The 24475-nt window shown below is 25.7% G+C and carries 20 protein-coding genes and 2 pseudogenes; 11 read left to right on the top strand and 11 right to left on the bottom strand.

Annotated features, from left to right (window positions below; translation table 4 throughout):
• Positions 1–8 precede the first annotated feature (8 nt).
• The 3 genes from AACL02_RS11975 to AACL02_RS11965 all read left to right on the top strand — a co-directional run bounded on the left by AACL02_RS11975 (position 9) and on the right by AACL02_RS11965 (position 2833).
• On the top strand, positions 9–1082 hold the full coding sequence (locus tag AACL02_RS11975; RefSeq protein WP_339041809.1) for a hypothetical protein: 1074 nt from the start codon (positions 9–11) through the stop codon (positions 1080–1082).
• A gap of 69 nt (positions 1083–1151) precedes the next feature.
• Complete coding sequence (locus AACL02_RS11970; RefSeq protein ID WP_339041807.1) at positions 1152–1280, top strand: hypothetical protein; 129 nt, start codon at positions 1152–1154, stop codon at positions 1278–1280.
• Positions 1281–1594: 314 nt separating this feature from the next.
• On the top strand, positions 1595–2833 hold the full coding sequence (locus AACL02_RS11965) for an IS256 family transposase (protein ID WP_281749630.1): 1239 nt from the start codon (positions 1595–1597) through the stop codon (positions 2831–2833).
• A 125-nt stretch (positions 2834–2958) separates the two neighbouring features.
• Here AACL02_RS11965 and AACL02_RS11960 read toward each other — a convergent pair whose 3' ends face one another.
• Positions 2959–3096 (bottom strand): hypothetical protein, encoded by a 138-nt coding sequence (locus tag AACL02_RS11960; RefSeq protein WP_339041805.1) that lies wholly within the window; start codon positions 3094–3096, stop codon positions 2959–2961.
• Between AACL02_RS11960 and AACL02_RS11955 the strand changes: the two genes are divergently transcribed.
• Positions 3042–3863: an IS1595 family transposase gene (locus AACL02_RS11955; RefSeq protein ID WP_339041803.1), complete on the top strand. Its 822-nt coding sequence runs from the start codon at positions 3042–3044 to the stop codon at positions 3861–3863. The two genes, AACL02_RS11960 and AACL02_RS11955, sit on opposite strands and share 55 nt — an antisense overlap.
• A gap of 322 nt (positions 3864–4185) precedes the next feature.
• Here AACL02_RS11955 and AACL02_RS11950 read toward each other — a convergent pair whose 3' ends face one another.
• Positions 4186–4380, bottom strand: a complete 195-nt coding sequence (locus AACL02_RS11950) for a hypothetical protein (RefSeq protein WP_339041801.1) — start codon at positions 4378–4380, stop codon at positions 4186–4188.
• A gap of 302 nt (positions 4381–4682) precedes the next feature.
• Between AACL02_RS11950 and AACL02_RS11945 the strand changes: the two genes are divergently transcribed.
• Positions 4683–5576, top strand: a complete 894-nt coding sequence (locus AACL02_RS11945; RefSeq protein ID WP_339041799.1) for an Mbov_0401 family ICE element transposase-like protein — start codon at positions 4683–4685, stop codon at positions 5574–5576.
• A 53-nt stretch (positions 5577–5629) separates the two neighbouring features.
• Here the strand turns inward: AACL02_RS11945 and AACL02_RS11940 are convergent, their stop codons facing one another.
• Positions 5630–6445 (bottom strand): IS1595 family transposase, encoded by an 816-nt coding sequence (locus tag AACL02_RS11940; RefSeq protein WP_339043744.1) that lies wholly within the window; start codon positions 6443–6445, stop codon positions 5630–5632.
• Between the two features lie 24 nt (positions 6446–6469).
• Here AACL02_RS11940 and AACL02_RS11935 point away from each other — a divergent pair, with 24 nt between their 5' ends.
• Positions 6470–6760: a hypothetical protein gene (locus AACL02_RS11935; protein ID WP_339041797.1), complete on the top strand. Its 291-nt coding sequence runs from the start codon at positions 6470–6472 to the stop codon at positions 6758–6760.
• Between the two features lie 267 nt (positions 6761–7027).
• Here the strand turns inward: AACL02_RS11935 and AACL02_RS11930 are convergent, their stop codons facing one another.
• The 5 genes from AACL02_RS11930 to parE form a co-directional block, all read right to left on the bottom strand.
• Entirely contained in the window at positions 7028–7855 is an 828-nt protein-coding gene (locus AACL02_RS11930; RefSeq protein ID WP_339041795.1) for a formate/nitrite transporter family protein, read from the bottom strand.
• A 20-nt stretch (positions 7856–7875) separates the two neighbouring features.
• A complete protein-coding gene (locus tag AACL02_RS11925) occupies positions 7876–8826 on the bottom strand; it encodes an L-lactate dehydrogenase (RefSeq protein WP_339041793.1) in 951 nt (316 codons plus the stop codon).
• Between the two features lie 246 nt (positions 8827–9072).
• Positions 9073–10512: an NADP-dependent glyceraldehyde-3-phosphate dehydrogenase gene (locus AACL02_RS11920; RefSeq protein WP_339041791.1), complete on the bottom strand. Its 1440-nt coding sequence runs from the start codon at positions 10510–10512 to the stop codon at positions 9073–9075.
• A gap of 158 nt (positions 10513–10670) precedes the next feature.
• Positions 10671–13184 (bottom strand): DNA topoisomerase IV subunit A, encoded by a 2514-nt coding sequence (parC, locus tag AACL02_RS11915; RefSeq protein WP_339041789.1) that lies wholly within the window; start codon positions 13182–13184, stop codon positions 10671–10673.
• Between the two features lie 22 nt (positions 13185–13206).
• The gene (parE, locus tag AACL02_RS11910; protein ID WP_339041787.1) at positions 13207–15129 is read right to left on the bottom strand and encodes a DNA topoisomerase IV subunit B; all 1923 of its coding nucleotides are present in this window, start codon (positions 15127–15129) and stop codon (positions 13207–13209) included.
• A 427-nt stretch (positions 15130–15556) separates the two neighbouring features.
• Here parE and AACL02_RS11905 point away from each other — a divergent pair, with 427 nt between their 5' ends.
• From AACL02_RS11905 to AACL02_RS11900, 3 genes and pseudogenes are all read left to right on the top strand, one after another.
• On the top strand, positions 15557–16372 hold the full coding sequence (locus tag AACL02_RS11905; protein WP_339043743.1) for an IS1595 family transposase: 816 nt from the start codon (positions 15557–15559) through the stop codon (positions 16370–16372).
• 90 nt (positions 16373–16462) lie between these two features.
• Positions 16463–16855: pseudogene (locus AACL02_RS12590) on the top strand (ankyrin repeat domain-containing protein); the annotation flags it as partial.
• 234 nt (positions 16856–17089) lie between these two features.
• Entirely contained in the window at positions 17090–17626 is a 537-nt protein-coding gene (locus tag AACL02_RS11900) for an ankyrin repeat domain-containing protein (RefSeq protein WP_339041785.1), read from the top strand.
• Here the strand turns inward: AACL02_RS11900 and AACL02_RS11895 are convergent.
• Positions 17612–18433 (bottom strand): IS1595 family transposase, encoded by an 822-nt coding sequence (locus tag AACL02_RS11895; RefSeq protein WP_281747836.1) that lies wholly within the window; start codon positions 18431–18433, stop codon positions 17612–17614. The genes AACL02_RS11900 and AACL02_RS11895 overlap by 15 nt on opposite strands.
• Here AACL02_RS11895 and AACL02_RS11890 point away from each other — a divergent pair.
• Complete coding sequence (locus tag AACL02_RS11890; protein ID WP_339041783.1) at positions 18379–18957, top strand: hypothetical protein; 579 nt, start codon at positions 18379–18381, stop codon at positions 18955–18957. The genes AACL02_RS11895 and AACL02_RS11890 overlap by 55 nt on opposite strands.
• Before the next feature lie 96 nt (positions 18958–19053).
• On the opposite strand, the gene uvrC is transcribed toward AACL02_RS11890, so the two are convergent.
• Positions 19054–20823, bottom strand: coding sequence for an excinuclease ABC subunit UvrC (uvrC, locus tag AACL02_RS11885; RefSeq protein ID WP_339041781.1), 1770 nt, complete (start codon positions 20821–20823; stop codon positions 19054–19056).
• A 104-nt stretch (positions 20824–20927) separates the two neighbouring features.
• Positions 20928–22028 carry a hypothetical protein gene (locus AACL02_RS11880; RefSeq protein ID WP_339041779.1) on the bottom strand — a complete coding sequence of 367 codons (1101 nt, stop codon included), beginning with the start codon at positions 22026–22028 and terminating at the stop codon, positions 20928–20930.
• A gap of 814 nt (positions 22029–22842) precedes the next feature.
• On the opposite strand from AACL02_RS11880, the pseudogene AACL02_RS11875 reads away from it, so the two are divergent.
• Positions 22843–24083, top strand: a pseudogene (locus tag AACL02_RS11875) (IS256 family transposase).
• Positions 24084–24475: the final 392 nt, after the last annotated feature.

Here is a 24475-nt window from a genome sequence, read left to right as displayed (position 1 = left end):
GTAATTTAATGAATCCAGAATTTTTAAAATTAATTAAAAAAGACTTTATGTATGGTGTTGAAGAACCTTGATGTAATAACCAAGGAGTGGCAATATTACCCTATGTTTTAAAAGACAATCAATATTATTTTTTATTATTAACTAATGAAAATAATCCATTATTTAAAGATAAAAAAATAAGTAAATATAGTACTATCACTGGTGGACTTGAAAATTTAGACCCTTATCAAACTGTAATTAATGAGATGCTTGAGGAAACTGGAATTAATGTTAAAAATGATAAATCAAAAATTTATTATTTAGGTAAACATTATGCAAATAAGTCAAGTACAAAATTATGATATTTTTTTGCTATAAATTTAACAAATCTAAATTTAGATTTGAATGCAATTTACAAAGGTAAAGGTGATGGAACAAAAGCAGAAGAAGTAATCAGTGCAGAATTTGTAAATTATAAAGATTTAAACAAATCAAATGATGCTTTATGCTTAGTTAACAAAGAAAAATTTTTTTTCATTTTAAAAGAAAAGGAAGATTTAAAAGAAAAAATTGAAAATGAAGAAAAAGAACTATTTGCTTATAATATATTTGAATTTATATTTAATGATTTTAATGATAAAAATCCTTTAGAATCATATGAATCATTTAATGCTATGACTAAAAATTGAAATAATCATGTTGATAAAAGACTTAGTTCAATTGATAAATCATGAATTATTTTTGATTCATCATCTGAAAAAGCTCAAAATTTTAAAAGAAAAGCTGAAAAAAATACAATTGAAGAAGCAATTATGAAATGAGTTGAAGAACATGATGATGAAAAATATTCCCTTGAAGAAATACAAAATGGAAAATGATGAAATGAAGTAAGCAATGAACAATGAAATGATTGAAATGATAAACTAAATAATAAAATTAAAAAAATAGATAATTCAATATCACCATTAGTCGATAAATTAAAAAAAGAAGCTGAAAATTTTGAAAATTCATTGTTTAAATATGCCATTAATAAATTAGCAGATAATTATCCTACGATTGAAAATAATTCAAATTCAAATAAAAGAATTTGAAGACCATTTTAATTATAAAAATAAAGAATAAGTTATCAAAAATTAAGAAAAAATAACAAATTAAAAAAGGAGTAATTTAATATGAAAACATGAATAAAAACAAATTTAAGTAACATAACATTAGCATTAGCACTAACTGGCGCTGTAAGTGGAGTAACTGGTTTAATAATTGGTTCACTAGCACATAATCAAACTAATGGTTATAAATAATATTTAGGACATGACTATATAGTCTACTGGGGGGGTTGGAACAACAATATGAGAAAGAAAAACTAATGATAAACACATAATAGATTTGTATTTTGATAAAGATAAAAATATTAATACAGATTTAAAATGAGATGGTCAATATCCAAAAGGATATTTTAATTGATAATTAAATTTCCAAATTAATGTATGAAATATTATCGTTATATTTATCAAATAAATTGGAAATGTTTAGTAATCTGTGTAACTTACAAAAATAACTATGTTTAATTAATTATAGTAAATATAATTAAATGACTAGAAAGAGTGAGTTACAGATGGCTAAAAAAGATAACTTTAATAATAATGATCCAATATCAAAAGCAGTAGATTTATTATTAGAAAATACTGAAGATTTAACAACAGTTTTTAAACCTGGCGGTTTATATAAAGAATTAACAAAAAGATTAGTTGAAAAAATGTTGAATTCTGAAATGCAAAATTATTTAGGATATGAAAAAAATCAACATAGTACTACTGAAAATGCTCGTAATGGTACAAGTTCAAAAAAATTAATAACTCAACAAGGTAAAATTGAAATTGATGTACCAAGAGATCGCAATAGTAATTTTACTCCTGTAATAGTTCCTAAAAGGCAAAGAAGATTTGATGGTTTTGATCAACAAGTTCTTTCCTTGTATGCAAAAGGAATGACATTATCTGACATTAGAATGCAGTTGCAAGAGTTATATCATGGTGCTGATATTAGTGAAAGTGTTATTAGTCAAATTACTGATGATGTTATTGATGATGTTAAAGCATGACAAAATCGACCATTAGAAAGTATTTATCCTATTGTTTATTTTGATTGTATAGTAGTTAAAGTACGACAAGATAAACGGATTATTAACAAATCAGTTTATATAGCATTAGGAGTTGATTTAGAAGGCAAAAAAGATGTTTTAGGATTATGAATTAGTGAAAATGAAGGTTCTAAGTTTTGATTATCTAATTTCACAGAAATGAAAAATCGTGGCTTAAATGATATTCTTATTGCTTGTAGTGATAATTTAACAGGCATGTCAGAAGCAATACAATCAGTTTATCCTAAAACAGAACATCAATTATGCATTGTTCATCAAATTAGAAATAGTTTAAAATATGTTTCATACAAACATCGAAAAGGTCTAGTTGCAGATTTAAAACCAATTTATAGTGCATGTAGTGAAGAACAAGCAATGCAAGCTTTAGAATCGTTTGAAAGTAAATGAAATAAACAATATCCTCAAATTACTAAATCTTGATATAAAAATTGAGATAATTTAATGGTTTTTATTAGTTATCCAGTAGAAATCAAAAGAGTGATTTATACTACAAATGCTATTGAATCTGTTAATAGTCAATTACGAAAAATCATCAGAAATAAAAAAGTTTTTCCTAATGATATGGCAGTTTTCAAAATATTTTACTTGGCAATTGAAAATATAACAAAAAAATGAACATTGCCTATTCAAAATTGAAATACAGCAATTGCTCATTTTATGATAAAATTTGAAGATAGAATTAATCTAAACTAGTACTTTATAAAACAAAGATACACAGATTATTAAAAAGCCTCGAATTTTTCTATTATTTTTCATAATAAACCATTTTATTTAGATTTTCTTATTAAAATATCCATTAGGATAAATACCATCTCATTTTACATCACTTTTAGATGCAGAATTAATTGAAATATATAAATATATTTCGGACTTCTCCCCACATGTACTTGTGGAGGGAATAATGAAACTGAATGAATTAAACAATGCTTTTCAAACTGAACAGCAATGTCTTGCATATATAGCAAATTTGAAAGAAAACAAATGTATTAGGTTTTTTAATTTTAATTTGAATACTTCTGATTTAAAAAGAATGAGATGTTTAAAATGTAATCAAACATTTAGCATTCTCACAGGCACCATATTTTCAAGGTCACAAACATCTTTAACATCTTGGTTTTATCTTATCTTTAGATGAATAAACACCAAACATGGAATTCCATCAACAGATATTGCAAAAGAATTGGGAGTGACTTTGAAAACTGCTTGAAGAATGACTCATAAAATCAGAACACGTATTGCAAAACAAAAACCTCAATTTATTGTTGAAGGTACAGTGCAAATTGATGAAATGTATCTTTCACATATGGGTTTTAAAAAACAAGGAAGATCCTTGGTGAATAAAAACTTGATTGTTGGCATTTATCAAAAAACAACCAATAATTTAATTGTGAAAGTATTGAAAAACGCAAAGAGTAAAAATCTTTTGCAGTTTGCAAAAAACCACATTTCTTCAAAATGTCTTGTATATACTGATTCTTGAAAAGGATATTGCGATTTTAAATCAGTTTTCACCAAGCATGAAACAGTTAACCATCAAGATGGCTATGTTTCAAAAATTGGTGTAAATACCAACCAAATTGAATCAGTTTGAAAACATATAAGAAGAACATTTAAAACACATATCAAAGTTGCAAAACATAATGTTCATTTATATGCTAAAGAAGCTGCATATAAATTCAACAAGATACCTAGTTTTGAAACTGTAATTCTATGTTTGATTTAAAAATGTGGGGAGAAGTCCGTAGATAGGCTTTTCTCAGCATTTATGTGATAAAATTAAAATAGTACATAAAGGGAGAAAAGCCATATATTTTATGAATATCATCTTTTTTTTCTGACCATATCGTTGTACAAGCCCCCCCCAGTGGACCTTACCATCATAATCTAAAAAATATTGTAAATTATTTGTTTTGTGATGTGTTATTGAACCAATTATTAAACCAGTTACTCCACTTATTGCACCAGTTAGTGCTAATGCTAATGTTATTTTACTTAAATTTGTTTTTATTCATGTTTTCATATTAAATTACTCCTTACTTATATTTTTATAAAATTGTACAACGTTTTGAACAACATTTACTTTTTTTGATATTTTGTTTATTGTTTTTTATTTTTTTATCTTCTACTACTTCATTTAAATTTATATGTTCTCATACTTCTTCATTATAAGTGATTGATTGTCTAACTCCATTTATATTATCTACATATCATGTTGTTGTATTATTTTTAGATGTTTTCATATTAAATTACTCCTTTTTTCCTTGATTTTACTTATAAATTATACTATTTTTGATTATTTTTACAAGTATGCTTTTAAATGCAAAATAACGCCTAAATTAAAGGCGTTTATTTTGTAATACCTATACTATTAATTATATTGAAATTGTTTATTATATTTTAAATATGAAAGTGGTTTTTTTAAATAATTTTTTATTTTAGTTAAAATTACACTTATATATTTATATAATATATGCAGTAAATTATTTTTTTAAATTATTTACAATAAATTTAGATTTTTTTAAAATAGTTAGGAGAAGTAAATGTGAATTTTAATTATAAATGAAATTTTAGAGAACAAAGTGCAAAAATTGATAATTTAATTTTAGAACATATAACAAAGAAATGAGAAAAATGAGATTGAAGAATAAAAAATACAAGAGATAAAAATAAATATAAAATTGTTGATTATCAATATCGAACAAGAAAAATAATGTATGGATTAGTAACTTATAAAAGAAGAATTTATGAATATTTTGATGAAAAATTACAAGAATGAATTCGTGTTTGTTTAGTTGATGAAATACTACAATTACCTAAATATAAAAGAATTGGTGAAGATATTGAAGATACTATTATTGAAAATTTTGCAGATGGAAAAAGATATCGTGATATTTGTGTTATTTGTAAAAAAGCAGGCATTAGTGTTAGTAGTGTTCATAGAGTTTTTAAAAATTTTGAAATAGTTGAAGCAAATCCAGTAAAAGTAAAATTAGAAAAAAATCAACCTATTTTTGTAGCAATTGATGATGGTCATCGAAAATTTTGAAATTTTAAACGTAAAGGTACAAAACATTCTATGCGATTAATAGTAACATATACAGATAATATTAATCACAAAGTACAAAATAAAAGAGTAAAAGCAATTATTAGACCAACAAAAACAAAAATTGGAGTTAAAAAAACTGCTGAATTTGTTAAAGAACATTGTCAAAAATTTTACGAAAACATTGAACAAGCAAAAATTATTATTTGTGGTGATAGTGCAGGATGAATTAAAGAAGTTGCTGATTATTTAAGTACACAGTTTGTTTTAGATAAATTCCATTTAATTAGAACATTATATCTTGGTATAATGGCTGGAAATAAAGGAAAATATTTAAAAGAATATAATTATTGCAAAAATTTAAGGCTTTTCTCCCTTTATGTACTATTTTAATTTTATCACATAAATGCTGAGAAAAGCCTATCTACGGACTTCTCCCCACATTTTTAAATCAAACATAGAATTACAGTTTCAAAACTAGGTATCTTGTTGAATTTATATGCAGCTTCTTTAGCATATAAATGAACATGATGTTTTGCAACTTTGATATGTGTTTTAAATGTTCTTCTTATATGTTTTCAAACTGATTCAATTTGGTTGGTATTTACACCAATTTTTGAAACATAGCCATCTTGATGGTTAACTGTTTCATGCTTAGTGAAAACTGATTTAAAATCGCAATATCCTTTTCAAGAATCAGTATATACAAGACATTTTGAAGAAATGTGGTTTTTTGCAAACTGCAAAAGATTTTTACTCTTTGCGTTTTTCAATACTTTCACAATTAAATTATTGGTTGTTTTTTGATAAATGCCAACAATCAAGGTTTTATTCACCAAGGATCTTCCTTGTTTTTTAAAACCCATATGTGAAAGATACATTTCATCAATTTGCACTGTACCTTCAACAATAAATTGAGGTTTTTGTTTTGCAATACGTGTTCTGATTTTATGAGTCATTCTTCAAGCAGTTTTCAAAGTCACTCCCAATTCTTTTGCAATATCTGTTGATGGAATTCCATGTTTGGTGTTTATTCATCTAAAGATAAGATAAAACCAAGATGTTAAAGATGTTTGTGACCTTGAAAATATGGTGCCTGTGAGAATGCTAAATGTTTGATTACATTTTAAACATCTCATTCTTTTTAAATCAGAAGTATTCAAATTAAAATTAAAACACCTAATACATTTGTTTTCTTTCAAATTTGCTATATATGCAAGACATTGCTGTTCAGTTTGAAAAGCATTGTTTAATTCATTCATTTTCATTATTTCCTCCACAAGTACATGTGGGGAGAAGTCCGAAATTTAATTAATAATGGTCAATATGAAAAATTAATTGAATATTTATATAAAGAATTAGATAATCATAAAAAATTAAAGAAAAAATATTTTAAAAATAATAAACAAGGTATTGAAAATAAAAGTGCAAAATGAAATATTGGTTGTTATACTGAAACAAATATTTGACATGTTTTAAAAGAAATGCTTGGTAATAGAACATATAATATTTTAATTTATATTAAAATGGTTATTTTTAAATGTAATAAGATAAATACAGAAATACAATTATTATAGATTAAAATTGAATTTTTTTTTAAAAAATCAAAATAAAATAAAACTTATTAAATGTGTTTTAATAAGAATTTTTGTTGTGTATAAATATTAAATTTATTTTTTAATTTTTTAGTAATTTTTAAAAATAAGTATTTTAGTTGCATTTAAGTTAAAAAAATTATATTATTTAAATACAATTTCATAAAAATCCAAATTATTTCTTGTCTGAAATATAATAAGACTATATAGATTTAATTTATTCCGGATTTTTGACAATCTCCCATATATTTATAATGTTATTTTTGGTAATTCTTTTCTAAAGATTAAATAATACATACCAGGTAATAAAATACCACCACCAATAAAATTACCAAATAAGGTTGGAAGTTGTACTTGATAACCAAATTGTAAAAAGTCATTAAATCCACTATGAATTCCATAAATATTAAATAAAGGCCCTAATCCTCAAACATAAGAATTTGCTACAACGTGAGAAAAACCAGATAAGGCAAAAACCATAATTACTAATCCTATTAATAAAAATTTAGCAGTAGATGAACGAGTGGCATGAGAAATATAAACACTTCCTGCTACTAAAAAATTACATAATATACCACTAAAAAAGGCTTTTCATCAAGACATTACTAATTTATGATTAAAAATACTAACAGCATTATCCAAAAAAGCTTGATTATCAAAAAATCCTGCTCATCATGTAAATAATGAAAGAATAAAACAACCTATAAAATTACCAATTAATACTACTAGTAAGTTAATTAACATTCTTGTTAACTTAACTTGTTTTTTTATTAATGGCATAAATATCATGGAATTAGAAGTAAAAAGTTCACCACCCATAAAGACAATCATAGTAATTGCTAAAGTAAAAATAAAACCAAATGTTAAATTTTTAATACCCTTATCACTTAATCCTCTACTACCAAAAATAGCCGCAATATAAGCAATACCAACAAAAAGTCCAGCCGCAATACCCATTAAAAAAGTTTTTAATAACGGACTTTCTGCTTTCTTTAATGCATACTTATAAACAGCAATATAAGTTTCAATACTTGTTAATGTTTCTTCATTATTGATATTTTCTACACTTGTATTCACGAATAAACTACTCCTATCTTTTATTTAATAGCAGCAAAAGCTGTTTCTAAAGTTTCTTTAATAATTGCACAAGATTTATCAAATGCCGTTTGCTCTTCTTTCGTTAATGGTAACTGAACTACTCTTTTTCAACCTTTTTCGTAAAGTATTGTTGGTACACCAATATAAAAAGCTTGCTGTCCATATTCTCCCTGTAAATAAGCACCTGCTACTAAAACGTGATTTTGTCCTTCAAGGATATTTCTTACTAATAATGCCAATGCTGCACCAATACCATAAAAAGTTGCACGCTTTAATTTAATAATTTTATAAGCTCTTTGTGCTACTTCTTTTCTTAATTCTTCTAAATCTTTTTCTTTAATTCTACCTTCAGTAATTTGTTGATAAATAGTTTTATTACCTACCGAAACCGAACTTCAAGGAATCATTGAAGAATCACCATGTTCACCAATTACATAAGCAGCAACTGACTTTGGATTAACTGCAATTTTTTCTCCAATTAAATATTGTAAACGTAAGGTATCTAAAATTGTACCAGAACCTAATACTTGATGATAATCAAATTGTGTAATTTTTTGATAAACAGTTGTCATAATATCAACAGGATTAGATGCAATAATAGTAACACCTTTAAATCCTGATTTTTTAATTTCTAAAGCAATGCTCTTCATAATTTTGGCATTATCTGCTACCATATTTAATCTTGTTTCACCATCTTTTTGTGGTCTTCCAGCAGTAATAACAATAATATCAGCATCTTTACAATCGCTGTAATTTCCCGCCTTAATTGAAATAAAAGGATGATCTAAAGCTGCTTGACAATCAGCAAAATCAATCGCATTACCTTCAGCTATACCTTCAAAAGCATCAATTAATACATATTCTTGGGCTAAACCTTGATTAATGGCACTGTAAATAAAACTACTACCAACAGCTCCACATCCAACAAGGACAATTTTTCGTTTTGCCATATTTACCTCCATATTTTTTGCATTTCATGTAACAGTACTTTATCCTCGGCACTATTTTAATAACTTACTTTTTAAAATAAAAGTTACAATGATATGTAATATTTTTATTATGCTTTTTATATAAGAATGTTAAAAAAATAAAAATCTAATTAACAAGGACAAAAATTTATTACATTTTTATCTTACCACTATTTTAATAAAAAAATAAAACTTATTTTTTTATTAAAATAAGTTTTATTTTTTCTTTTAAATTTTTGTTTTTCAATTAATAACAATCCCTTTTGGTCTAGTAAAAGCAAGTAACGAAGGACGAATACCTTGTACGCCAAGACCCGAATCCTTAACACCAACAAAAGAAAAGTGATCGGGACCACGTTGTGACTGATCGTTAATATTAACACTTCCAACTTCTAATAATTTAGCAATACTCATTGCACTATTAATATTAGTAGTAAAAACAGAAGCTTGTAAACCATATTGTGAATCATTTGCAATATTAATTGCTTCTTTTACTTCATCAAAAATAATAATCGGCAACAATGGTGCAAAAGGTTCTTCTCATGCTAAATTAATTTTTGTTGTTACGTCAGTAATAATAGTTGGTCACATTAAATTTTCTTTAAATTTATTACCAACTAAACAATTGGCTCCTTTATCTAAAGCATCTTTAATTAATTTTTTAGCATTATCAACTGTTGGTTGATCAATAACAGGAGTAATATCACAATCATCTGTGGGCAAACCAACAGTTAACTTTTCAACTTTTTCTTTTAAAATTGGAATTAATTTGCTACTAATTGTTCTTTGTACTAACACTCTTTTAATAGCAGTACAGCGTTGTCCTGAATAACTAAATGCACCTTTAATGATTTTGGTTGCTGTATCTTCAAGATCAGCATCATTAAGCACTATTGCTGGATCTTTACCTCCTAATTCTAAAATCAAATCAGCTTTTAAAGATTTCTGTGAAATACGATTACCAACAACAGCACTACCAGTAAAAGAAATAACATTAATTGCTTCATTTTCAACTAAACTATCACCAATTTCACTACCTTTACCACTTATAGCATTAAAAACACCATTAGGAATGTTAGCTTCTTTAGCTAATTTAGCTAAGTGTAATCCCACCAATGATCCTTGTGTTGCGGGTTTAAAAACAACACTATTACCAGTCACAAGTGCTGGAAATATTTTAGAGACTGATAAATTTATCGGATAATTAAAAGGGGAAATAGCAAGAACAATTCCTTTTGGTACGTATTCAAAAACAGCTAATTTGTTCATACTTCCTCAACTATCACCTGTATAAGATTCAGGATGAAGACGTAATGCTTCTTGTAAAGTATATTCAATATATTCAACTGTTCTATCAATTTCACTGCAAGCTGCTTTTGTGCCTTTAGCAATTTCATTAGTCATTAATTCAGCAAGTATTAATTTATCGCGAATAATTAATTGTTTTCAAGAATTTAAAAAAGAAATTCTTTTTAAAATAGGCATTTGTTCTCAATTTTTTTGAGCAAATTTTGCAGATTCATATACTTTTTTAATTTCAACTTTAGTTAAGGCAGGAACTTGGCCTGCTATTTTATTAGTGGTGGGATTGATAACTGATATTCAATTACCATTTTCATACAACTCACCATTAATTAGAGATTGATATTTAATAATATTATTTGTCATCTATACTTCCTCCTTAAATCACTACCATAATAATTATAGCATTGATATAAGTCATATCCTATTCACTCTTAACTAAAATTATTATTTAAATTTATATTATGAAAATCAAAAAAACTAATTCTTTAAAAAGTCCATAATTTTCAACAAAAAAGTTTATTTTAAATAGCATTGTTGCTTTCTTTTCCATCAAAATTTTCTGATATTGATGATATATCAGCATCAATAACATCAGTTTTTAAATCAATCACTAAATTACTACCGCCAGCAATAATATCATCAGCAACTACTTTGCCAGTTCCTTCATTTACCTTGCTAAGATTAATGTTACTTGCTTTAATCACTAATCATTTTTCTTTTTTCGTTAATATATTAATAAAAGATGTTGCTGGTGATAAGAAAGTTTTAATAATACTAATACTTTTACTTTTAGGAACTTTTATTACTTTATTACCTTTTGTTGTTCGTGAAGTTTGTTCAATAGTATTGAATAACATTCGTTTAATTGTTCCAACTGATGTTAACATTGCATAAATATCATTACTATTACCACAAGCCATTCCTACCACTTCATCTTCTTCAGAATTAATTTTCAAAGCTTTAACACCTGTTGCAGTTTTAGTTAATAATGGAACTTTCGTTTCTAAATATTTTAAAGTCATACCCTTGCGAGTACTAATAACAATAAAATCATGACCGGTAGTACTATTAACACTAATAACACTATCGTTCTCTTTTAACTTAACATATTTGGCGGTTTTATTAAATCTGGTAGTTGCTAACTCTAAAAGTGGCATTCTTTTAATTAAACCATATCTAGTAGCGACTACTATATTTACATTTGGCTGTTCAAAACTATTAACTTGCGCAACACTAATAATTTTTTCATTTCCTTCAAGTTTACATAACGTATTAACATGAATACCATTATCTTTCCATTTATTTTCTTCTAATTTAAAAATTGCTATTAAAAAATAATTACCTTTATTTGTAAAAAATAATAAATTATTAAAATTATTGAACATTGCTCCACCAATAATAACATCATTTGGCTTACGCCCAAAATCTTGATAATCAAGATTTTGTAAAAATAGTTTACTACTTATTACCTTAATTCAACCATCATAACTAATACTAACAAATACATTTTCTTGTCGCAATGTTGCTTTTTCATCAATTGTAATTTCAGAAATTTCACCTTGAATTTGTGATTTTCTTAATCCAGAAAAATGAGAATTAATTTGTTCTAACTCAGTAATAATAACTTTACGTAGTGAATTTTCATTATTAAGAATTTCTTGTAAAACAATAATTTTACTTTCAATATCTGCTTTTTCTAAAACTAATGATTGAATATCAGTAGCAGTTAAACGATATAAACGCAATTGTACAATTGCTTCTGCTTGAATATCAGTAAAATTAAAAGCTGATATTAAATTTAATTTTGCTTGCATACGGTCAGTTGATGTTCTAATAATTTTAATTACTTTATCAACTTCACTTAATGCAATAACTAAACCATTAACAATCTCTAATCTTCGTTCTAATTGTGCTAAGTCATATTGTGAACGCTTAGTAACAACATCAATTTGATGATTAATATAAAAATCTAACATATTAATTAAACTCATTTGTACTGGTTTTTTGTTAGCAATTGCTACTAAATTAAAGTTATAATAAATTTGTAAATTGGTATTTTTAAATAAATAATTTAAAATTTCTTGTGGTTTACTATCTTCTACTAAATCAATAACTATTCGTAAACCAAAACGATCCGTTTCATCACGTACTTCTTTAATACCATGAATTTTTGCTAATGTTTTAACATCATCAATTTTTTTAATTAAATCTTGTTTAATAACTTCAAATGGAATTTCGGTAATAATTATTTGTGGAATTTCACCTTCATTATTAATATGAGTTTTGGCACGAATTGCAATTCGCCCCTTACCAGAACGATAAGCTTCTTTAATACCTTTAATACCTTGAATAATTCCTCCGGTTGGAAAGTCAGGACCCTTAATAACACGCATTAATTCGCTTAAATTACATTGTGGATTATTAATTCTCATGACAATTGCATTAATTACTTCTTGTAAATTATGAGGTGGAATATTAGTTGCCATTCCAACGGCAATTCCAGAAGCACCATTTACTAATAAATTTGGAAAATAGGCAGGTAAAACTGTTGGTTCTGTTTCTGATTCATCAAAATTTTTAATTAAACTAATAGTATTTTTCTTAATATCCTTCAATAATAATTCTGAAATTAATGATAAACGTGCTTCTGTATATCGCATCGCAGCAGGATTATCACCATCAATTGAACCTTTATTACCGTGCATTTGTACTAATGGTCATGCTACCTTTCACTCTTGTGCCATTCTACACATCGCAGCATAAACTGCTGTATCACCATGAGGATGATATTTACCAATTACTTCTCCAACAACACGAGCTGCTTTTTTATATGCTTTATCATTGGTTAAACCCAAATCATTCATAGCATGCAAAATTCGACGTTGAACTGGCTTCAAACCATCACGGACATCGGGCAATGCTCGTTCTAAAATAATATATTTGGCATATCGACCAAAACGTTCTGCAACAATATCATCAATAGGATAAGATAAAATTTGTTCATTATTTTGTTGAATCTCTTCTTTACTATTCATAACTTATAAACTCCTTTTTTTCTTAATAATCACTAGCTTCAAAAGAAATATTTTCTTCAATTCATTTTCGTCTTTTTTCTGGTTTATCACCCATTAATATTTGAATTTCTGTTTCTGCTGATAGAGCATCCTCAATAGTAATTTTAATTAATTGACGGACGTTTGGGTCCATAGTTGTTTCTCATAATTGTTCAGCATTCATTTCTCCTAAACCTTTATAACGTTGCAGGTCATATTTACCTTTAATTGTTTCAACTTTATCTTTTAATTCTAACTCATTTCAAACATATACATGTTTCTCTTGCTCTTCTTCTTTAAAAGAAATTTTAAATAAAGGCGGTAATGCAATATAAATATTACCCGAAGTAATTAAATCTCGCATATAACGATAGAAAAAAGTTAGTAATAAAATTTGAATATGAGCACCATCAGTATCGGCATCAGTCATAATAATGACTTTATTATAATTACAATTTTCAATACTAAATTCGTTACCAACACCAGCACCAATCGCATTAATAATCATACTAATTTCCTCATTATTAAAAAGATCAATTACTTTAGTTTTTTCGGCATTAATTACTTTTCCTTTTAACGGTAATATCGCTTGGAACTTACGATCACGACCTGACTTGGCACTGCCACCAGCGGAATCTCCTTCCACTAAAAATAATTCATTAATATTAGGATTTTTACTTTGTGCGGGCACCAATTTACCTACTAAAAATTTTTGCGTATCTTTACTTTTATTACGCAATGATTCACGTTCTTTTCTTAAAGCATTACGAATATCACGAGCCTTAATGGCTTTATCAATAATTTTTTTAGCAGCATCACTATTTTCGTGAAGTCAAAATGAAAATCTTTCATTAACAATATTATCAACAACAATTCTTGCTTCGGGCGTTCCTAATTTACCTTTTGTTTGACCTTCGTATTGAATTAAATTTTCAGGAATACGCAACGAAACAATAGCAACCAAACCTTCTCGCAAATCATTACCTTCTAAATTTTTATCTTTTGCTTTTAATAATTCTTGTTTTCTTGCATATTCATTAATAGCTTTTGTTAAACCACTTTTAAAACCAACTAAATGACTTCCACCATCAACAGTTTTAACGTTATTGGCAAACCCTACTAACGTTTCGCTATAATCTTCCGTATATTGTAATACAATTTCAACGTCAATATTATTTTGTTTACCTTTTAAACTAACAATTGGTGATAAATTTTTTTTATCTTTATTTAAATATTGCATAAAAGCAACTAAGCCATTTTCATAATGAAAAGTTTCTTCAGTACCTGTCCTCTTATCAATTAATTGAATACTTAAATCATTAATTAAAAAAGCACTTTCACGTAAATGTTGTTCAAATAAATGAACATTTCAATCACAACCTAGAAAAACACGATGAAAATCAGGTAAAAATTGTACCCTAGTTCCTGTTTTATAAGTGTTACCAATCATTTTTAAAATTTGATCAATCTTACCACCATTTTTAAATTTAATTTCATGAATTTTTTTATCACGATGAATAGTAACAATCATTCAATTACTTAAAGCATTTACTACTGAAGCACCAACGCCATGTAAACCACCCGAGGTTTTATAACTATTAGTGTCAAATTTTCCACCAGCATGTAAAACCGTATAAATAACTTCGGGAGTACTTTTTTTTGAAGCATGCATACCAGTTGGAACACCACGACCATTGTCTTCAACAGTAACTGACTTATCAACATTAATAGTAACAACAATACTAGTACAAAAACCAGCTAATGCTTCATCAATACCATTATCAACAATTTCTCAAACTAGATGATGAAGACCGCGATTATCAGTAGAACCAATATACATTCCAGGTCTTTTTCTAACTGCTTCTAGACCTTCTAAAATTTGAATTGATGATTCATTATAAACACTGTTTTTTGGTTTATTTGCCATGAAAAAAAACTCCTTACTACAATTTATTTCAATTTCATTTTATCATATATTTATTTATTTATTTAAAGATAATGTCGATAAAAGAACTAAATAAATTTTATAATTTAAAGTTAAAGGTTTCTATACAAAATTTAAGATAATACATTTAAAATAAATATTTAACTAATAATTTTTAATTATTAATAAAAAAGCTATAAAAATAAATATAAAAAAACTATTAACTTTTAAATTAATTAAAAGTTAATATTTGAATCATAAAAAAAATAAATATAATAATCTTATAAAGATTATAGAATTTTATCGCTTACTTATTTTAATGTTTAGAAAATAAATGGGTTTTTTATTGTTAAAGGAGTAAAAAAATGAATGACGATTTAAATGAAAAACGGACTTCTCCCCACATGTACTTGTGGAGGGAATAATGAAACTGAATGAATTCAACAATGCTTTTCAAACTGAACAGCAATGTCTTGCATATATAGCAAATTTGAAAGAAAACAAATGTATTAGGTGTTTTAATTTTAATTTGAATACTTCTGATTTAAAAAGAATGAGATGTTTAAAATGTAATCAAACATTTAGCATTCTCACAGGCACCATATTTTCAAGGTCACAAACATCTTTAACATCTTGGTTTTATCTTATCTTTAGATGAATAAACACCAAACATGGAATTCCATCAACAGATATTGCAAAAGAATTGGGAGTGACTTTGAAAACTGCTTGAAGAATGACTCATAAAATCAGAACACGTATTGCAAAACAAAAACCTCAATTTATTGTTGAAGGTACAGTGCAAATTGATGAAATGTATCTTTCACATATGGGTTTTAAAAAACAAGGAAGATCCTTGGTGAATAAAACCTTGATTGTTGGCATTTATCAAAAAACAACCAATAATTTAATTGTGAAAGTATTGAAAAACGCAAAGAGTAAAAATCTTTTGCAGTTTGCAAAAAACCACATTTCTTCAAAATGTCTTGTATATACTGATTCTTGAAAAGGATATTGCGATTTTAAATCAGTTTTCACTAAGCATGAAACAGTTAACCATCAAGATGGCTATGTTTCAAAAATTGGTGTAAATACCAACCAAATTGAATCAGTTTGAAAACATATAAGAAGAACATTTAAAACACATATCAAAGTTGCAAAACATCATGTTCATTTATATGCTAAAGAAGCTGCATATAAATTCAACAAGATACCTAGTTTTGAAACTGTAATGCTATGTTTGATTTAAAAATGTGGGGAGAAGTCCGTAGATAGGCTTTTCTCAGCATTTATGTGATAAAATTAAAATAGTACATAAAGGGAGAAAAGCCATGAAAAATTAATAAATAGTGCTTGAAATGGCGATTTAGATACAATTAATATTTTACTGATAAATAATGTTGCTGATGTTAATTATTTAACTATAAATAATTTTAGTGCTTTAACACTAGCTGCTAAAAACGGACACTTAAATATCGTTAAAACTTTACTAGAAAATGATGCTAATATTAATCATGCTAATATATTTGGTAATACTGCTTTATTATTAGCTGCTGAAAATAATCATATTGAAATAGTTAATACACTAATAGAAAATAACGCTAATATTAATCATGAAAATAATGGTAATGAAACTGCTTTAATCTTAGCTGCTAAAAACGGACACTTAAATATCGTTAATATCTTAATAATGCAACATAATATTAATATTAATCATGAAAATATAGAAGGTTACACTGCTTTCAAGTGAGCCGCTACAAACGGATATTTAGATATAGCTAATGTTATAATAGCGCATAATGCTAATGCCGATCATACAAATCAAATAAATAATAATGCTTTAATATGAAGCGCGCGAAATGGTTATCTAAATATAGTTAATAGTTTAATAATACATAATACCAATATTAATTATGTAAATGAAAAAGGTGATACAGCTTTAATATGAAGTACTTGAAAAGGTTATTTGGAAATAGTTAACACTTTACTAGCAAAAAATGTTAATGTTAATTATTCAGATCAATCTGGTTACAGTCCTTTAATGATAGCTGCTGAAAATGGTTTTTTAAAAATTGTTAATAGTTTAATAGAAAATAACGCTAATCTTAATTATGCAAATCAAAATGGTAATACAGCTTTAATGATGGCCAATAAAAATAACCATATAAAAATAGCAAGAATAATCGAGCAAATAAATCAACTAAATCAAATAAAGGCAGAAAATTTAATAAATGCTAAAGAAATGATACTAAACATTAATAATGTTTTAAATGAACAACTAAAAAAAACTAATGAAATAAAAGATAATCAAAATGATAATGAAATTTGAAAAAATAATCAAGAAGAAATTATTGAAATCATTGATAACTATAAACATAATTTAAATCAAAAACTTAAAAATATTAAGGCTTTTCTCCCTTTATGTACTATTTTAGTTTTATCACATAAATGCTGAGAAAAGCCTATCTACGGACTTCTCCCCACATTTTTAAATCAAACATAGAATTACAGTTTCAAAACTAGGTATCTTGTTGAATTTATATGCAGCTTCTTTAGCATATAAATGAACATGATGTTTTGCAACTTTGATATGTGTTTTAAATGTTCTTCTTATATGTTTTCAAACTGATTCAATTTGGTTGGTATTTACACCAATTTTTGAAACATAGCCATCTTGATGGTTAACTGTTTCATGCTTAGTGAAAACTGATTTAAAATCGCAATATCCTTTTCAAGAATCAGTATATACAAGACATTTTGAAGAAATGTGGTTTTTTGCAAACTGCAAAAGATTTTTACTCTTTGCGTTTTTCAATACTTTCACAATTAAATTATTGGTTGTTTTTTGATAAATGCCAACAATCAAGGTTTTATTCACCAAGGATCTTCCTTGTTTTTTAAAACCCATATGTGAAAGATACATTTCATCAATTTGCACTGTACCTTCAACAATAAATTGAGGTTTTTGTTTTGCAATACGTGTTCTGATTTTATGAGTCATTCTTCAAGCAGTTTTCAAAGTCACTCCCAATTCTTTTGCAATATCTGTTGATGGAATTCCATGTTTGGTGTTTATTCATCTAAAGATAAGATAAAACCAAGATGTTAAAGATGTTTGTGACCTTGAAAATATGGTGCCTGTGAGAATGCTAAATGTTTGATTACATTTTAAACATCTCATTCTTTTTAAATCAGAAGTATTCAAATTAAAATTAAAACACCTAATACATTTGTTTTCTTTCAAATTTGCTATATATGCAAGACATTGCTGTTCAGTTTGAAAAGCATTGTTGAATTCATTCAGTTTCATTATTCCCTCCACAAGTACATGTGGGGAGAAGTCCGAATATTAATTCAGAATTTAATAATCATTCTCTAAAAAAAGATTTTATTAATATTCTAAAGTTTGGAAAAGAAAATTATTCATTATTACATATAGCAGTATTAAATGATTGACAAAAATTAGTAACTTATTTAATAAATGAATGACCAGTTGATATTGATTATCAAGATAATTCTGGAAATTCGGCATGAAATCATGCTTGTATGTTATTACAACCAAAAAATACTTTGACTATTAAAAAAGAACATCAATTAACTTATAAAAATAAAGTATTTATAAAACAATTAATTCCTTCATCTCCAAATTGAAATCCAATTGAAAAAAAAGAAATTAATAAAAATGCTAGTGAAAATAGAAAAAAAATTATTGACTATTATATGCCAAAAGATAAAAATAGTATTGAGAGTTGAGAACATATTAGTAGTATCGATTTACAAATGCAAAATTCTTTCACAAACGAAAGCAATACGTTAAAATTTTCAATATCTTAAAACATTAAGATATTTTTTATCTAACTTTTGATATTTTTACATTAGTAACTTAGATAAATATCTTATTTACGTTATTATTTATTTCTTAATAACATATTATTCAAAACTATGTAATTCTTTTCATAGTTTTTCTAAAATTACTTTTGATTTAACTAATGATGAAAGTTCTGTTTTTGTAGCATTTTGCAATAATTGTCAAGTTGGAAATTGCTGTAATATTTTATTTTGTAATTGTAAACCAATTCCTGGTACTGATGATAAAACACTACTTATCATTGATTGACTTCGCTTTGCTTTATGATATTTAATTGCATAATTATGAACTTGATCTTGTAATTTACTCAAAAATAAAAAACAAGCATCAGTCTTAGGAATATTAATAATTTGCATTTTATCATTTATAATTTTATCAGTTTGATGTTTTTTATTTTTAACTAATCCAATAATAGGAATTGTTAAGTTTAATAATGTTAGTTGTTCTAATGTAGCACTAATTTGTGGTTTTCCACCATCAACAATAATTAAATCAGGAAGTGGCAATTTATTAATAACTAAGTGATGATATCTACGATAAATCATTTCACAAAAACGATGATAATCATCAATAATTTTTGGATCTAATAAAAATTTGCGATAATCATTAAAACTAGGATTACCATTCTTATAAACAATCATACCACCAACACTAGCACTTTGTTGAAGATTAGAAACATCAAAAACCTCTAAATGATTTAAATTAGGAATTTTTAATCATTGTGATAATACTTTCATCATATTTAACGGCGCATTAAACTGATTAGTCTGTAAATAATTATTTCATGCATAAATGGCATTGGTTTTTGCCAATGTTAAAATCTGTTCTTTTGTTCCTTTAATTGGATTAATAAATTTTATTTGTGGAAATAATAATTTTAATTGTTTTAAATCAATATTTGATGGTAAACATATTTCATTTGGCAATGTATTTTTACTATATAGTTGTTGACAATAATTACGAATTAAATCTTTAATTTCTAAGTAATTATTTTTAACTATTTGTTCATCTTTAGCTTGCAATTTACCATTACGATAAAATAAAGTAATTAAAACAACCATTTCATTTTCAATTAAAAAATTAATAAAATCGCGATTTCCATAATCTTGAAACTCAACAACTTGTTGTGATAAAAATAGATCTATTTTTGATAACAAAATTTTAATACGATTAGCATTTTCAAATTGTAAGTTTTCAACACTAATATTCATATTATTAATTAATATTTTTTTAACAGCAGTAACATTCCCTTTGAAAAATTGATCAATTTTACTAATCATATCTTCATAATAAGTAATAGGTACTGATTTAAAACAAGCGCCAGAACATTGCTGTAAATGATAATATAAACAAGGTTTACCAAGATTACCAGCACATTTTCGTAATGGAAAAATTCGTTCCAATAACTTTAAAATTTCACGCGCACCAGTACCATCGGGAAATGGTCCATAATAATGTCCCTCTTTTTTAGTAGCACTACGTACATAACGATATTGTGGATCACGATTATTAGTGATTTGAATATAAGGATATTTTTTATCATCTGCTAACAAAATATTATATTTAGGATGATGTTTTTTAATCAATGTTTGTTCTAAAATTAAAGCCTCTTTTTCATTAGATGTCGTAATGTATTCAACATCATGAATATCATTAACTAATAACATTGTTTTAAAATTACTGGCTTTATTTAAATATGAAGTTACTCGTTTTTTTAATGAATTAGCTTTACCAACATAAATTAAATTATTATTTATATCTTTAAATAAATAGCATCCAGCAATATTAGGTAAAAGTTTAATTTTCATTTGTAGTAAAGATTTTTCTGCCATTAGTTCACCTAAATTTATTAACAAATTAAAAGATACTTTGATTTTAACATTAATATAATGTTTTATCCTAAAGTAAACTCTTAATTTTATTCATTATTAATTACTTATGATTCGTTATTAATAATAGTCTCGTTATCATTAATAATTTCACGATTTAAAATACTATCTTCTAAACTTTTTTTAACTACCAGAGTACCTTTGCTATTACTCATTACATGTTTTTTTTTTTCAGGGTCAATTTTACCAAAAGGAGTTAAATAACTATTTTCATTAAAATAAACAATAGGTGAAGAAGGTTTATTGATAATGTCGCTATTATCATTTTGTTTTATTTCATTTTGTTTTATTTCATTTTGTTTTATTTCTGCTTTTTTTACTGGTGATATAGATGGTTCCTTCTTTGATTCCTTATTAAAATTATTTTCTTTTCTAAAAGATTTTTTAACTTGTTTATCAATTAATAATTTTTCTTTTTTTAACTTAATATGTTTTTGTTTTAAATCAGCATTTATTTTATTTTTTTGCTTTTTATTTTTATTATTAATAATAATTTGTTTAATAATTTTTTTTATTTTGCTAAAGAAAATAAAAGGTTTATTAAAAATAAATAAACAAGTTAAAGAAAAAATACTAATAAAGTTTGCAATTAAATTAGTAACAAAAAAACCATAATTAAAAATACCTATTAAAACATTACTAATAATGCCACCAGTAGCATATGCTGGAAAAAAGGTTTCAACACTAAAGTCTTTAAAAGAAATTGATGAAGCAAAAAAACCTAGATAATTATTTATAGCATTTGTATTTCATCATGTTTTAACGTATATTTCACTAATATTTAATAGGTTTAAATTATAATAACTAGTTCATAAATTATTCTTTCCTAAAATTATTAAAGTTAAAGTTTGTGTTGTCCAACAACTAATCACTAAAAATAAAAAAGTAACAAAAATATACTTCAATTTAAATTGCATGCGATAACCAAAAGCTAAAGGAATAATCATTAAAAAAAGAAAGAAATAAACAGCATATTTCACTCATCCAAATAAAAAAGAAAAAAGAAAATCATCAAGTACTTTACCAATTATTGAAAATCTAGTTAAACTAACTATTAGGAAAAAGAAGATTACTAATAAGAAAAAAAGTAACCCAACTTCATCACCACGAGATTGAGATTTTGATATTTTAATGCCATTTTTAATCATAAGAATATCACCTCTTAACAGTCTCCACAAAATAACTTATAAAAATAGTATAACATAATTGATATATGTAATATCTTTCTATAATCGATTTTTGATTTATTATTGCAAAAGAACAATAATATTTTTTTAATACTTTTATCATAAAAAATGTATTATTTAAATTTCATATTCATTATTTTCTAGATTTTAAAAATTTAAAATAAATCATTTTTCTTATTTATATTTATTTAACAATTGATTTATATAATATTATATAATCATTGTAAACTTAATATAAGTTTTACCCGTTGCTTCATTTAAAGTAAAATGGGTTTTTATTTTCTAATTTTAAAGGGGACATAAACAATGTGAGGTTTTAATAAAAATAAAAAAGAAGAACAAGAAAGACAAAGAGAAGCCGAAAAACAAGCATAACAACTACGAAAAATTGAAAGAGACCAAGCTAAATTAAAAGCCGAAAGAGAAGAAAGAAGAACAAGAAAGACAAAGAGAAGCCGAAAAACAAGCAGAACAACTACGAAAAATTGAAAGAGACCAAGCTAGATTAAAAGGCGAAAGAGAAGAAAGACAAAAACAAAAAGAAGAAAGAGAAAGAGAAGAAAAAAATAGAAAAGCCGAAGAAGAAAGCCAACGTGTAAAAGAAGCAAATGAATATATGGAAAAACAAAGAATAGAAAGAGAAGCAAAACGAGAAAAAATTTTTCAAGAAAAATTAAGAAGGGAAATGTTTAGTAATCTGTGTAACTTACAAAAATAACTATGTTTAATTAATTCTAGTAAATATAATTAAATGACTAGAAAGAGTGAGTTACAGATGGCTAAAAAAGATAACTTTAATAATAATGATCCAATATCAAAAGCATTAGATTTATTACTAGAAAATACTGAAGATTTAACAACAGTTTTTAAACCTGGCGGTTTATATAAAGAATTAACAAAAAGATTAGTTGAAAAAATGTTGAATTCTGAAATGCAAAATTATTTAGGATATGAAAAAAATCAACATAGTACTACTGAAAATGCTCGTAATGGTACAAGTTCAAAAAAATTAATAACTCAAAACAAGGTAAAATTGAAATTGATGTACCAAGAGATCGCAATAGTAATTTTACTCCTGTAATAGTTCCTAAAAGGCAAAGAAGATTTGATGGTTTTGATCAACAAGTTCTTTCCTTGTATGCAAAATGAATGACATTATCTGACATTAGAATGCAGTTGCAAGAGTTATATCATGGTGCTGATATTAGTGAAAGTGTTATTAGTCAAATTACTGATGATGTTATTGATGATGTTAAAGCATGACAAAATCGACCATTAGAAAGTATTTATCCTATTGTTTATTTTGATTGTATAGTAGTTAAAGTACGACAAGATAAACGGATTATTAACAAATCAGTTTATATAACATTAGGAGTTGATTTAGAAGGCAAAAAAGATGTTTTAGGATTATGAATTAGTGAAAATGAAGGTTCTAAGTTTTGATTATCTAATTTCACAGAAATGAAAAATCGTGGCTTAAATGATATTCTTATTGCTTGTAGTGATAATTTAACAGGCATGTCAGAAGCAATACAATCAGTTTATCCTAAAACAGAACATCAATTATGCATTGTTCATCAAATTAGAAATAGTTTAAAATATGTTTCATACAAACATCGAAAAGGTCTAGTTGCAGATTTAAAACCAATTTATAGTGCATGTAGTGAAGAACAAGCAATGCAAGCTTTAGAATCGTTTGAAAGTAAATGAAATAAACAATATCCTCAAATTACTAAATATTGATATAAAAATTGAGATAATTTAATGGTTTTTATTAGTTATCCAGTAGAAATCAAAAGAGTTATTTATACTACAAATGCTATTGAATCTGTTAATAGTCAATTACGAAAAATCATCAGAAATAAAAAAGTTTTTCCTAATGATATGGCAGTTTTCAAAATATTTTACTTGGCAATTGAAAATATAACAAAAAAATGAACATTGCCTATTCAAAATTGAAATACAGCAATTGCTCATTTTATGATAAAATTTGAAGACAGAATTAATCTAAATTAGTAACTTTGTAAAACAAAGATACACAGATTATTAAAAAGCCTCATTTTTGCCGTCGCAAATTCCGTATTTTAGTGAAAAACAAGTTGTATTATTTACACCAGAACAAGTTGTATCATTTACAGAAAATCAAATCAAGGCGTTTACTCCTATTCAGATTCAATCATTGACGCCTATACAAATTAGGTCATTTAATGTTACACAAATTCCATATTTTACATTTTTTCAAATTCAATCATTTATGCCTTGACAAATTCAATCCTTAACAAAAGATCAAATTTCAGTTTTTACAGAAGTTCAGATTCAAGCATTGACATCAATTCAAATTCAGTCTTTTTGGTCATGACAAATTCAATCATTGACGCCTATACAAATTAGGTAATTTTTGCCTATTC

The organism is Spiroplasma endosymbiont of Apeira syringaria (assembly GCF_964020205.1).
GTDB classification, from domain to species: domain Bacteria; phylum Bacillota_I; class Bacilli_A; order Mycoplasmatales; family VBWQ01; genus Spiroplasma_E; species Spiroplasma_E ixodetis_A.
The sequence above is the reverse complement of the archived record's forward strand: the minus strand, read 5'-3'. Positions and strand labels throughout refer to the sequence as shown.